Source organism: Novosphingobium barchaimii LL02 (assembly GCF_001046635.1).
Classification (GTDB): Bacteria; Pseudomonadota; Alphaproteobacteria; order Sphingomonadales; family Sphingomonadaceae; genus Novosphingobium; species Novosphingobium barchaimii.
On the sequence record NZ_KQ130455.1, the window covers coordinates 153,899 to 166,185 of the forward strand.

At 64.0% G+C, this 12,287-nt stretch carries 14 protein-coding genes and 1 pseudogene; 13 read left to right on the plus strand and 2 right to left on the minus strand.

The features are described 5' to 3' along the window. Positions 1 to 116 precede the first annotated feature (116 nt). The 12 genes from V474_RS15105 to V474_RS15160 all read left to right on the plus strand — a co-directional run bounded on the left by V474_RS15105 (position 117) and on the right by V474_RS15160 (position 10,697). On the plus strand, positions 117 to 929 hold the full coding sequence (locus V474_RS15105) for an undecaprenyl-diphosphate phosphatase (RefSeq protein ID WP_059152305.1): 813 nt from the start codon (positions 117 to 119) through the stop codon (positions 927 to 929). 3 nt (positions 930 to 932) lie between these two features. Next, positions 933 to 1,739 carry a polyphosphate kinase 2 gene (ppk2, locus tag V474_RS15110; RefSeq protein WP_059152306.1) on the plus strand — a complete coding sequence of 269 codons (807 nt, stop codon included), beginning with the start codon at positions 933 to 935 and terminating at the stop codon, positions 1,737 to 1,739. A gap of 143 nt (positions 1,740 to 1,882) precedes the next feature. Continuing rightward, positions 1,883 to 2,050 (plus strand): 50S ribosomal protein L33, encoded by a 168-nt coding sequence (gene rpmG, locus V474_RS15115; RefSeq protein WP_007688317.1) that lies wholly within the window; start codon positions 1,883 to 1,885, stop codon positions 2,048 to 2,050. Positions 2,051 to 2,092: 42 nt separating this feature from the next. Continuing rightward, the gene (locus V474_RS15120) at positions 2,093 to 2,749 is read left to right on the plus strand and encodes a LolA family protein (RefSeq protein ID WP_059152307.1); all 657 of its coding nucleotides are present in this window, start codon (positions 2,093 to 2,095) and stop codon (positions 2,747 to 2,749) included. Positions 2,750 to 3,075: 326 nt separating this feature from the next. After that, positions 3,076 to 3,864 (plus strand): exodeoxyribonuclease III, encoded by a 789-nt coding sequence (gene xth / locus V474_RS15125; protein ID WP_059152308.1) that lies wholly within the window; start codon positions 3,076 to 3,078, stop codon positions 3,862 to 3,864. Beyond that, positions 3,813 to 4,931 carry a GTP cyclohydrolase II gene (gene ribA, locus V474_RS15130; protein WP_082699835.1) on the plus strand — a complete coding sequence of 373 codons (1,119 nt, stop codon included), beginning with the start codon at positions 3,813 to 3,815 and terminating at the stop codon, positions 4,929 to 4,931. Before xth ends, ribA begins: the two co-directional genes overlap by 52 nt. A gap of 63 nt (positions 4,932 to 4,994) precedes the next feature. Beyond that, on the plus strand, positions 4,995 to 5,807 hold the full coding sequence (gene mutM / locus V474_RS15135; RefSeq protein ID WP_059152309.1) for a bifunctional DNA-formamidopyrimidine glycosylase/DNA-(apurinic or apyrimidinic site) lyase: 813 nt from the start codon (positions 4,995 to 4,997) through the stop codon (positions 5,805 to 5,807). Positions 5,808 to 5,953: 146 nt separating this feature from the next. Further along, complete coding sequence (gene rpsT, locus V474_RS15140; RefSeq protein WP_043972368.1) at positions 5,954 to 6,214, plus strand: 30S ribosomal protein S20; 261 nt, start codon at positions 5,954 to 5,956, stop codon at positions 6,212 to 6,214. Between the two features lie 590 nt (positions 6,215 to 6,804). Next, the gene (gene dnaA / locus V474_RS15145) at positions 6,805 to 8,271 is read left to right on the plus strand and encodes a chromosomal replication initiator protein DnaA (protein ID WP_148649413.1); all 1,467 of its coding nucleotides are present in this window, start codon (positions 6,805 to 6,807) and stop codon (positions 8,269 to 8,271) included. Between the two features lie 314 nt (positions 8,272 to 8,585). Then, entirely contained in the window at positions 8,586 to 9,437 is an 852-nt protein-coding gene (locus tag V474_RS15150) for a GGDEF domain-containing protein (protein ID WP_059152310.1), read from the plus strand. An 82-nt stretch (positions 9,438 to 9,519) separates the two neighbouring features. Beyond that, positions 9,520 to 9,912: a DUF983 domain-containing protein gene (locus V474_RS15155; RefSeq protein ID WP_059152311.1), complete on the plus strand. Its 393-nt coding sequence runs from the start codon at positions 9,520 to 9,522 to the stop codon at positions 9,910 to 9,912. Beyond that, entirely contained in the window at positions 9,909 to 10,697 is a 789-nt protein-coding gene (locus V474_RS15160) for a HesA/MoeB/ThiF family protein (protein WP_059152312.1), read from the plus strand. The genes V474_RS15155 and V474_RS15160 overlap by 4 nt, the downstream gene beginning before the upstream one ends. On the opposite strand, the gene V474_RS15165 is transcribed toward V474_RS15160, so the two are convergent. Next, entirely contained in the window at positions 10,681 to 11,388 is a 708-nt protein-coding gene (locus V474_RS15165) for an NAD-dependent deacylase (protein WP_059152313.1), read from the minus strand. The two genes, V474_RS15160 and V474_RS15165, sit on opposite strands and share 17 nt — an antisense overlap. A 175-nt stretch (positions 11,389 to 11,563) precedes the next feature. Here V474_RS15165 and V474_RS15170 point away from each other — a divergent pair, with 175 nt between their 5' ends. Continuing rightward, positions 11,564 to 11,953 carry a hypothetical protein gene (locus tag V474_RS15170; protein WP_059152314.1) on the plus strand — a complete coding sequence of 130 codons (390 nt, stop codon included), beginning with the start codon at positions 11,564 to 11,566 and terminating at the stop codon, positions 11,951 to 11,953. Between the two features lie 138 nt (positions 11,954 to 12,091). On the opposite strand, the pseudogene V474_RS24980 reads toward V474_RS15170, so the two are convergent. Beyond that, positions 12,092 to 12,205 (minus strand): annotated as a pseudogene (locus V474_RS24980) (Sir2 family NAD-dependent protein deacetylase); the annotation flags it as partial. Positions 12,206 to 12,287 lie beyond the last annotated feature (82 nt).

Here is a 12,287-nt window from a genome sequence, read left to right on the forward strand (position 1 = left end):
GTTGGCGGCGGCGGGGTGGGCCTCGCGGTGCCGGTGTTTTCGATGCCCGGCAAAATTCCGCATCGCGGCACGTGCCCGGTTGACTTGACCTGTCCATCCGGCATGACCTTTCGCCCATGGACCTTACTTTCACCGCGATCCTCCTCGGCATTGTCGAGGGCCTCACCGAGTTCCTGCCCGTCTCTTCGACCGGCCATCTCATCCTTGCCACCCGCCTGTTCGGTTACGATTCCAGCCAATGGGCGACGTTCAACATCGTCATCCAGCTGGGCGCGATCCTGGCTGTGATCGTGCAGTTCTGGCGTACCTTCTGGGCCGTTGGCACCGGGCTTCTGAAGCTCAATCCCACATCGATCCGCTTCGTGCGCAATGTGCTGCTGGCCTTCATCCCGTCGGCCATTCTCGGCCTGCTTCTCAAGCACTACATTGACGCCCTGCTGGGTGAACCGGCTGTGGTCGCCTGGGCGTTGATAATCGGCGGCTTCGCCATCCTCGGCGTCGAGAAGATCGCCAAGCCCGGCCCGCTGACGGGCGTCGCCGAACTGCCCGCGAAGCAGTGCCTCGGCGTCGGCCTTGCGCAGTGCCTCGCGATGGTGCCGGGCGTCAGCCGTTCCGGCGCGACGATCATGGGCGCGCTGGCGATGGGCGTCGAGCGCCGCACCGCCGCCGAATTCAGCTTCTTCCTTGCGGTTCCCACGATGGTCGGGGCAACCACGCTGGAACTGCTGGGCGCGCGCGAGGAACTGATGGCGGGCACCGGGGTTGTGGGCTGGAGCGAGATCGCCATCGGCTTCTTCGTTTCCTTCGTGGTGGCGCTGGTCGTCATCAAGGCGTTCATGGCCTTCGTCAGCAAGTCCGGTTTCGCGCCGTTCGCGTGGTATCGCATCTGTGCCGGAGCCCTGGCGCTGTTCCTTTTGTCGAGGGTCTGACACATGGGTAGCGGCAAAGATAAAAGCGTCGCCGACAAGCTCCACCGCAAGGACTACGAGAAGCTTCTCGAGCCCATGGAGGAGGAACTGGTCGCCATGGCACGCTGGGCGCAGAAAACCGCGGCCCGTGTCCTTGTCCTGTTCGAAGGGCGCGATACTGCTGGCAAGGGCGGCGCGATCAAGGCGTTGTCCGGCCAGCTCAATCCCCGCCAGTGCCGCACGGTCGCGCTCGCCGCGCCGAGCGAGCGCGAGCAGGGGGAATGGTACTTTCAGCGGTACGTACCCCATCTGCCGGCGCGTGGAGAGATCGTGCTGTTCGATCGCTCGTGGTACAACCGTGCCGGGGTGGAGCGGGTGATGGGCTATGCCGACCATGCCCAGGTCGAGGCCTTCCTGCATCATGCCCCGCTGTTCGAGAAGGCGCTCGTCGACGACGGCATTCTGCTGTTCAAGTACTGGCTCTCCTGCGACCAGGAGAAGCAGGAGGAACGACTTGCCGAACGCGCCGATGACCCGCTCAAGCGCTGGAAGCTCTCGCCCATCGATATCGCCGCGCGGGAGAAGTATGATGAGTACACGCTGGCGCGCGAAGCGATGCTCAAGGGCAGCCACACGGCCCATGCGCCCTGGACGCTGGTGGACTTCAACGACCAGAAGCGAGGACGCCTAACCCTGATTCGCGACTTTCTCGATCGTTTGCCCGACACGGGCCTCGAAGCGCCGGAAGTTGACCTGCCGCCGCTCAAAGGAAAGCTCCGCCGCGAGAAATTCGGCGTTCTTGAGCCTATCGAGTCGTTTCCGATGCCTTGAATCGGCGTCCGGTGCTTGACTTTGCGGGGCCGATTCTGCATGGGCCGCAGCCTTGCAGGGCAGCATGCATATGCCGCCCTCGTGGTATTGTTTAAACGCCGGCCTGCCAGGGCGGCTGAAACTTAGAGAGTACAGGAACCGCCATGGCGAAGCCCGCAACCGTCAAGATCCGTCTGGTCTCGACCGCCGACACCGGATTTTTCTACGTTACGAAGAAGAATCCCCGGAACACCACCGAGAAGATGAGCTTCTCCAAGTACGATCCCGTCGTGCGCAAGCATGTCGAGTTCAAGGAAGCCAAGATCAAGTAAGGTTCACGGTCGGTTCAAGGCTGTGGACCCAATGGGGAAGCCATGAACCGTACCATGAAAACCTTTCGATCCTGTGTGAGCGCGGCCGCTTTGGCCGCGCTTTCCATTCCGGCTCTCGCGCTTTCGCAGCCGGCTCTCGCAGCCGAACCTGCCGATGCGAAGCAGCTGGCACAGGCCGTCGAGGCGCTGCGCGCGATCGACAGTCTGAAGGCCAACTTCGTCCAGACCGACCGTTCTGGTCAGTCCGTGAACGGCGTGCTGACACTCAAGCGGCCCGGTAAGATCCGTTTCCAGTACGAGAAGAGCGCCAACATGCTCATCGTCGGCGACGGCAAGGCCCTGACCCTTATCGATTACGACGTGCGCCAGGTGCAGCGCTGGCCGATCAGCAACAGCCCGCTGGGCGCGCTGCTGGATCCCAAGCGCGATGTCGCCAGGTTTGGCCGCGTGTTGCCGACTGGCAATCCCAATGTCATCAGCATCGAAGTGCGCGATAGCACTCATCCCGAATACGGGGTCATCACGCTGATCTTCCAGCGCAAGGCCTCCGCGCCGGGGGGACTGGAACTGACCTACTGGGTTTCGCTCGATTCGCAGAACAAGCGCACCACCATCTCGCTATCGAATCAGCGCTACGGCGTACCGGTTACCGATAATGATTTTCGCTGGAACGATCCGCGTCCTCGCAATCGTCGTTAACGCACTCGTCGCCGGCTTGGAACGGGTCGGCGCAGGTTGTGCGCTCTTAGCGACAAACAGCGACAGTTTTCTGACTTTCGTTCACTTGGCAGCAAGGCAATCCATCCTACATAGGTGTTGTCAGAGCGGCTTTGAGGCGGGTTTCCCCCCTGTTGCCCGCGCCTCCTGAGTGGCCGCTTTGATACTAGCGTGACGAACGCTTACAGGAACCCTCGAGCCTCTGCCCCCGGCTCGAGGGTTTTCTGTTGCCTGCCTCAGGGCTCCCCGTCTGGGAGCGCTGCGGCCCCCTCTGGCATTTCCCGAACCGGGTGCTTAAAGCCAGCGCCATGAAAATCGCCACCTGGAACATCAACTCCGTCCGTCTGCGTATCGACCAGGTCGAGCGTCTCCTCACCGAGCAGGCGCCTGACGTGCTGTGCCTGCAGGAGATCAAGGTCGCCGAATCCCTGTTCCCGCACGAGATGTTCGAGCGGCTGGGCTATACGCACCGCGCCATCCACGGCCAGAAGGGCTACCACGGCGTCGCCACCGTTTCGAAAGTGCCGTTCCGGGACTTCTCCAAGTACGACTGGCAGGACAACGGCGAGGCCCGCCATATCGGTGTGGAACTGCTCGGCCCCGGTCAGGGCATGATCCTGGAGAACGTCTACATCCCCGCCGGCGGCGACGTTGCCGATCGCGAGGTGAACGCCAAGTTCGGCCAGAAGCTGGACTTCCTGGAGCGCATGACCCGCTGGGCTGAAAAGGTCGACCGTCCGACCCTGATCGTGGGCGACTTCAACATCGCCCCTCTCGAATCAGACGTCTACAATCACAAGGCATTGCTCAAGGTCGTCAGCCACACGCCGCTGGAGGTCGAGACGCTGAAGCGCTTCCAGGACGCGCATGGCTGGGTCGACATGGGCCGCCACTTCATTCCCGCGCCCGAACGCAACTATTCCTGGTGGTCCTACCGCAGCTACTGGCGCGAGAAGGACCAGGGCCGCCGCCTCGATCACATGTGGGCTTCGCCCGATCTGGCACTGCAGGCGCGCGGCCACCACTTCGTCGAGGAGACCCGCCGCTGGGAGCAGCCCAGCGACCATATCCCGCTCGTCACGGAGTTCGAACTCTGAGCGCGGGCCTGCCCTCGGCCGGTGCCCGCCGCGTCGCGCTGGCGCTTGATGCGCTGCGCCACGGCTGGCCGATTCGCGTTGAGGGCGGCGAAGTGCTGCTTCCCGCCGAGACCGGCTTTGCGGCCGGCGTCACCGCCCCGCGCATGTTGATCTCGGCGGCGCGGGCGGTGACGCTGAAACTGGCCAACCAGCGCGAGGCCGCCGTGCCCGAGGCGCCGGTGCTGATACGTGCCGCCGCGCCTTTCGACCTCGAAACCGCGCGCGCCGTGGCCGATCCCGCGCTCGATCTGGTCCACCCGATGAAGGGCCCGTTCGCGGCGCAGCCCATCGACGACCTCGAAGCCGCGCGCACGGCGATGGAACTGGCGCGGCTCGCAGGGATATTGCCGGCCTACCTCGTCGCCCCGGTGCTGGACGGCGAAGTGCAGGTGGTCTCCCCCGCCGACCTTGCCGAGTGGAAGGACACCGCCCGTCTCGAGATCGCCAGCCGCGCCCATCTGCCGGTTGCCGCCTGCGAGACGGCGGAGATCGTCGCCTTCCGCGCGCTCGACGATCTGCGCGAACATGTCGCGCTGGTCATCGGCACGCAGGACGGTGACCGGGCGCCGCTGGTGCGCCTCCATTCCGAGTGCCTCACCGGCGATATCCTCGGCAGCCTCAAATGCGATTGCGGCCCGCAGCTCGACGCCAGCCTGCGGGCGATGGCGGATGAGGCGGCGCAGGGGGGGTGGGGCGTGCTGCTCTACCTGCGGCAGGAGGGCAGGGGCATCGGCCTGGTCAACAAGCTGCGCGCTTACCGTCTGCAGGACATGGGCTACGACACGGTCGATGCCAACAACCGCCTCGGTCTGCCGACCGAGGCCCGCGATTTCCCGGTGGCGGCGCGGATGCTGGACCTGCTGGGCGTGCATGCGGTTCGCCTGATGACCAACAACCCCGCCAAAGTCGCGGCGCTGCAGGGCGTGGGCGTCGATGTGATCGAGCGCGTGCCGCACCGGCTGCCGCCCAACCCGCACAACGCCCGCTACCTCGACACCAAGCGCGACCGCACCGGGCACCTGCTTTAAAGCGCGCGCCCCGGAACGGCGTCCATTGGCGCGGCGGTTGAGACCTCCTATCTCCCTCTCACGATGCCAGAGCTTCCAGAAGTCGAAACCACCGTGCGCGGGCTTGCGCGCTTTCTCGAGGGCGAGCGAATCGCCCGCGTCTCGCTCAACCGCGCGGACCTGCGCCGGCCGTTCCCACCCGATCTCGTCCAGGTGCTGACCGGGGCGAAAGTGACCGGCATGGGGCGACGCGCGAAATACGGTCTGATCCACACCGACCGTGACCAGACCATGGTCTTCCACCTCGGCATGTCGGGGCGCTGGCGAATCGAACCCGATACTCCCGACAAGCACGATCACCTTGTGCTCGAGACGGGCAGCGGCCACGTCCTGGCGCTCAACGACGCGCGGCGGTTCGGCTCTGTCGACCTGGCGCCCACCGAAGGGCTTGAGGCGTGGGGACCGTTCGCCTCGCTCGGGCCCGAACCGCTGGGCGAAGGGCTGACTGCCCGGCACCTGCGCAGCGCCTTCGCGGGGCGAACCGCGCCGATCAAGCAGATGCTGCTCGACCAGACGATCGTCGCCGGGCTTGGCAATATCTACGTATGCGAGGCGCTGTTCCGGGCCGGTATCCGCCCGGATATGGCGGCGGGGCGGGTTACACTGCCCGCGCTCACCCGTCTGGTGCCGGTGATCCAGGCCGTATTGAGCGAATCGATTGCGGCCGGTGGCTCCACCATTCGCGATTATGCGCAGCCCAATGGCGAACTGGGGTACTTTGCCGCAGCCTGGCAGGTCTATGGCCGCGAAGGCGATCCGTGCTCGTGCGGCGAGCCGATTCTACGCTTCGTTCAGGGCGGGCGAAGTACCTTCTGGTGCCGCAAATGCCAGAAATAGGGGCTTTGGACCGGCTCGTCCGGGTTGACGGGAACGCCCTTCATCGGTAAGGGCCGCGCTTTCCGGCGAGTCCGCTCGCCAAGAGTAGATTCGTTAGGCATAGGGCCGCGTTCCCACCAGTTGGGCGGCCAGACAGAGGAAATTCGATGGCCAATACGCCGCAAGCCCGCAAGCGCATCCGTCGCAACGATCGCCGCGCCGAGATCAATACCAACCGCGTCAGCCGCATTCGTTCCTTCGTCAAGAAGGTCGAAGCCGCTCTCGAGGGTGGTGACAAGACCGCAGCGGCCGACGCGCTCAAGGCTGCACAGCCCGAGCTGGCACGCGGCGTTGCCCGCGGCGTGCTTCACAAGAACACCGCGTCGCGCAAGCTGTCGCGCCTGACCAAGCGCGTCGCTGCGCTCTGAGTCGGCGCTTCTGCTTTTGCAGAAGGTGATTCGCAGTATCGGGTAGGTCGCCAGTTGGCCGGCCTGAGTACGGAACAAGAACGGAGCCGGGGTCATCGACCTCGGCTCCGTTCTTGTTTTTACCGCAGTGCAGCAATGCTCCGGGTAAACGCACGGAAAAGCTGCGATTCGGCGCGCTGCAGCGCGGAACATTCTGAAATTAAAGCACATTACAGTTCGGCGACGGATTTCGGCGGGGTCCCGTTGAGTCAACAGCCATAATTTTATTTATTTGGGGAGCGCCGTCTTGCCTGCGAGGCAAAGGCCTTCCTAAAAGGGCGCTCGGCAGTTGCGGAACTGGCCGGGGAATCAGCGATAGCGTCTGGATAGACAGCCGTGGACATGCGTTCACGGTTGGGGGAAGGCTTACCCTTCCTCTCCTGTATGGCGGCCATCGCTGGGGCGTCCCTTGCTCTCGCAACCACGTGGGTATTCAAGCGGGCTAGGGGGTTCGACCGGTGTCAAATACGTCAACAGGTCAGCCTTCGGTGAACGCTTCCCAGGTGAATCTCCCCGCGGTCAGCAGCGGGGCCGATCAAGGTGTGAACAGTGTGAACAGGAAGTCCAAGGTGGTGCGAGTGGCGGTCGAAGAAGATCAGGAGGCCGTTAATCTGGCGGCGGACTGGGCTGACATCAGCCAGGGCCTGCGCAAGGACCTGGGCCATCAGGCGCATAGCCAGTGGATCAAGCCGATCCAGCCGGGTACATACTGCGGGGAAACCGGCACGCTCGACCTGTACCTGCCGACCGAATTCTCGGCCAACTGGGTAACGGACCGATTCGCCGACCGGCTGTCGCTGGCATGGAAGATCGCCCGCCCCGACGTGCGCCACGTGCGCATCCTGGTCCATCCGGGCCGCCGCCAGTTGCCCGAACTGCGTCTGGGCAACGGCGGCCGTCCGTCAAGCGCGCCTGCCAACGATTCAGCCATCGGTTCCTCGGACCCGCTCGCCGCCGCACTGGCCGGTGAAGCCTTCGCCTCGCTGGGCCAGGGCCCTGCCGGCATCGACGCTTCGCAGACCTTCACCAGCTTCGTGACCGGCACGTCCAACGTGCTGGCCTGCAATGCCGCGCAGCGCATGTCCGCCCCGGAAACGCCGCAGTTCTCGCCGCTTTACCTCAAGGCCGCTACCGGCCAGGGCAAGACGCACCTGCTGCATGCGATCGGCCATGCCTATCTGGCCAGCCACCCGCATGCGCGCATCTTCTACTGCTCGGCCGAGCGTTTCATGGTCGAGTTCGTCCAGGCGCTGCGCCAGAACCAGATGATCGAGTTCAAGTCGCGCCTGCGCGGCTTCGACCTGCTGCTGGTGGACGACATCCAGTTCATCATCGGCAAGGCTTCGGCGCAGGAAGAACTTCTCTACACGATCGATGCCTTGCTGCAGGAAGGCAAGCGTCTGGTCTTCGCCGCCGACCGTGCGCCCCAGGCGCTCGACGGGGTGGAACCGCGCCTGCTCTCGCGCCTGTCGATGGGCCTCGTCGCCGATATCCTGCCGGCCGACATCGAACTGCGCCGCTCGATCCTGGAAAGCCGCCTCACCCGCTTCGCCTCGGTCCAGGTGCCTGCCGACGTCATCGAATTCCTGGCCCGGACCATCAATCGCAACGTGCGTGAACTGGTCGGCGGTCTCAACAAGCTGATCGCTTACGCCCAGTTGACCGGTCAGGCCGTGTCGCTCCAGCTGGCGGAAGAACAGCTTACCGACATTCTCTCGGCCAACCGCCGCCGCATCACGATCGACGAGATCCAGCGCACGGTCTGCCAGTTCTACCGCATCGACCGCACCGAGATGAGTTCGAAGCGCCGCGCCCGCGCCGTGGTGCGCCCGCGTCAGGTCGCGATGTATCTCGCCAAGGTGCTGACCCCGCGCTCATACCCCGAGATCGGCCGCAAGTTCGGCGGACGTGACCACTCGACGGTGATCCATGCGGTTCGTCTGATCGAGGAACTGCGCACCCGCGACGCGGACATGGACGGCGACGTGCGTTCGCTGCTGCGCCAGCTGGAAAGTTGAGTTCTCCCGGACTTGTGCCGGGTTCATTCACAAAGTTGCCCACAGGGGCCGAGGGTATCATGCCTTCGGCCCCTGTTTCTTTGTGAATCGCGGCCGGCATGCGCCCCGGTGTGGGCGCCCTCGGTTCGGAAAACGTGAAAACGATTGCATGCCCGGATACCGGACCAGGACAAGCAATGCGCCATTGCCTTGCCGCTCATAGCCAGGATCGGCCGGATCGGCGCACAAGTTAACACTTCGATAAGCCCCTTTCGGTAGCGTCAAATGCAAGTTTCGAATTTCATTCTCATTTTACGGAAAGAAGGCATCCCCCCATGCGCTTCTACAAGGCCACGGCATTTCTCTTCCCCCGCAGTTATGAGCGGCGGGTCCTGTTCTTCTGCTTTGGCGCAGTTCACATCCCTCTGATCGCCTGCATCGTCCTTCAGGCGATAACCGGGCAATGGCAGCCGGCCACCTTGCTGACGCTGCTGGCCGCCACGTTGGTAGGCACGGGCCTCGGCCTTGCCGCGATCCATGCGCTCCTTGCCCCGATCGGCGAGGCGACGGCCATGCTCGCCGCGATCCAGAACGGCGAGCGCATCCCCGTCGTCCCCGCGGGCGGCGCGGATCTCGTCGGCCGGCTGCTTACCGGTGTGACCATGGCCGCCAACGAGACTGCGGCCCGGATCGAACAACTGGTCGATGCCGCCGAACGCGATCCGCTGACCGGCATCCGCAATCGGCGCGGTTTCCTCGATTCGGCGGAACAGGTCCTGCGTGGCCGGAGCAATGCGGTCCTGGCCATCATCGACATCGATCACTTCAAGTCGATCAATGACGAGTACGGCCACGATACCGGCGACCAGCTGCTCCAATCGCTCGCCCGCAAGATCGAGGATTACCTGCGCCGCAGCGATATCTGTGCGCGCTGGGGCGGTGAGGAATTCGCGGTGCTGCTGCCCGACACCACGCTCGACGAAGCGCGGTTGGTCATGGAGCGTCTGCGCGCCACCGTCGCGCTCGACACCGGGCTCGGCGTCGAGGACCGGGCGGTGACGTTCTCCTGCGGCCTTGCACCGGTGCGTACGTTCGCGCAGCTGGGCGACGCTACGAAGCAGGCCGATGCAGCCCTCTATGCCGCCAAGAACGCGGGACGCAATCAGGTTCACGTAACCGGATCCTGATGCGCCGGACATGGGGCGGGCGCTTGCTTTCCGTCCCTTTGCCGCTTCACCCCTTGGCGCACATGCTGTAGGCGCTGGCTCGATGATTCCCGCCACTTTCGGACAAGCCCTTCTGCGCGGCATTCGCGGCCGCTGCCCGCGCTGCGAGCGGGGAGGGCTATTTCGCAAGTGGCTCAAGCCGCTTGAGCGCTGCCCGGTCTGCGCGCTGGACCTGACGCCGCAGCGCGCGGACGACTTTCCCGCCTACATCGCCATGATCGTCACCGGGCACCTGATGGCGCCCCTGATCATCATGCTCTCGCTCGATTTCGAACTGGGGCCGGTGGCAATGATGGCGATCCTGGTGCCGCTGGCGCTGGTGATGATGCTGGGGATGTTGCAACCGGCCAAGGGCGGCGTCATCGCGCTGCAGTGGTGGTTTGGCATGCATGGCTTCGTCAAGGAGCGGCTCCCCGAGGACACGTCCGAACCATGAGCCTTACTACGGACCGTCTGGCGCGATTCGCCCGGCATATCGTGCTGCCCGAAGTGGGCGGTACAGGTCAGGTGGCTTTGTCGGACGCGCATGTGGTGCTTGTCGGCTGCGGCGGGATAGGCAGTCCTTCCCTGCAATACCTCGCTGCAGCCGGCATAGGCCGACTGACCCTGGTGGACGATGACGTCATCGACATCAGCAACCTTCAGCGCCAGACGATTTATACGCCATCGGATGTCGGCAGGCCCAAGGCGGAAACGGCAGCCGAATGGGTGCGGCGTTTTGATCTTGGCCTGAAGGTCGAACCCGTGATCGCGCGAATGGGGACTGGTAACGCGCACGAGGTGCTTTCCGGCGCGGACCTCGTACTGGACGGCTGTGACAACTTCGCGACTCGGCTGCTGGTGTCAGATACCTGTGTGGAACTGGGCATCCCGCTCACCAGCGCGGCGATCGGCCGGTTTCAGGGGCAGGTTGCGAATTTTGCCGGGCACTTGCCGGGCCAGGCCTGCTACCGCTGCTTCGTGGGCGATGCCTTCGATGCGGTGGACTGCGACACCTGCGCTGCCGACGGGGTGCTGGGCGCGATGGTCGGCATGGTCGGTACGTTTGCCGCGATGCAGGCGATGCGGGTGCTGCTGGCCGGTCACGCCGCTTTCGGCGAGCCGCAGTTCGGCACGCTGCACCTCATCGACGGGATGGCGCCCTCGATGCGTCCGCTGAAGATCGCCAAGGACCCGGCCTGCAAGGCTTGCAACCGATCCCCGGTCACCGGGAAGGATTAAGCATTTCTTCGACCCATTGCGACACTATTTGCGTGGCCGGGCCGTGGCGCGCCTCGTCGAACCATCCTGTTCCCTGGCTGGGCTCCAGGTTGAGTTCCAGCGTCGCCGCGCCCAGCTCGCGGGCATTGCGAACGAAACCGGCGGCGGGATAGACCGCGCCCGAGGTGCCGATCGAGACGAACAGGTCGGCCTCGTGCAGCGCTTCGAAGATTTCATCCATCCGGTAGGGCATCTCCCCGAACCACACGATGTCGGGGCGTAGTGCCGGTTCGCCGCATTCCGGGCAGGGCGGGCGCTCGATCAGCGTTTCCTTCCAGCGCGAGCGGGCATCGCAGGCGGTGCACCAGACGCTCAGGTGTTCGCCGTGCATGTGCAGGACGCGGCTGGCCCCGGCGCGCTCGTGCAGGTCGTCGAGGTTCTGGGTAACGATCAGCAGATCTTTGCCCCATTCGCGGTCCAGCCTGGCCAGCGCCATGTGGGCGGCGTTGGGGGTTTTGGTCTGGATCGCCTCTCGCCGCATGTCGTAGAAGCCCAACACGAGGTCCGGGTCGCGCTCGAAGGCTTCGGGAGTGGCCACGTCCTCTACGGCATAGCTTTCCCATAGACCGCCTGCACTACGAAACGTGTCGATCCCACTTTCGGCGGAAATGCCTGCTCCAGTTAGAATCACGATGTTTGGGATGGTGGCCATGGATGCCGATATAGCCGATTTCATAACGGGACCGACAGGCCGCTTCCGTCCGTAAGGGGGTGGCTAGCTGCCGTTTGCATCTTGGTTCTGGTGCGGCTTGGGCCACCTCTGGCGTGTTGACAGATCCTCGGGACAAGGGGAGTTGAGGAAAGGATCTAGCAGGCGCTCAAATTTGATGGCTCGGTGGAAGAAGGCACTCGTCGGTCTTGGCTCGTTTGTAACATGGTTCTTCGGGCTCATCATCGTCGGCGAGCAGGGTTATGCTAGTCAGTACTTCTGGCTGTCCGGCTGCGCGCTCGCGATAGGCTTTGCAGTGGCCCCTTTCTGGCGTTTACGGCGGTCAGCTTGGTACTGGTGGACAGTGGCGGCTATCACCACGGCCAATCTGTCATTGGTATATCTTATGCGCGCTCGCGCCGCCGTAACCGAGCTTCCATCAAAGGGCACGGTTCAACTGATGTTCGTAGTCGATTGTTTGGCATGTTGGGCCGTCATGGTCGCGGTTTGCTATGCAATTTACCGCAAGTTCCCTTGGCAAATGGCCAGTGAGATTGCGAAAAAGTGATGGAGAACACCCGACCTGATAGCCGTGGATAACGTGGTCACGTCCAAAAGCGACCGGCTCGGGAACGGCGGTTTTGCGAAGAATGCCCGCATCGCAGCGCCGTCACGACAATTCCCTTGTGAATACTACTCTTTACCTGTCCTCGACGCGGTGCTGCTCCCACAGTCCGCCTTCGGCGCGGAAGGTGTCGATCCCGCTCTCGGCGGAAATGCCCGCGCCGGTGAGGATAACGATCTTGCGGATATCGGGCATCGGATTTCCTGTTCGTCACCCTGGACCCTTCTTCCCCGGCAGGGACAAAGCTTGTTTCAGGGCCCATTGTGCGCCATTCGCT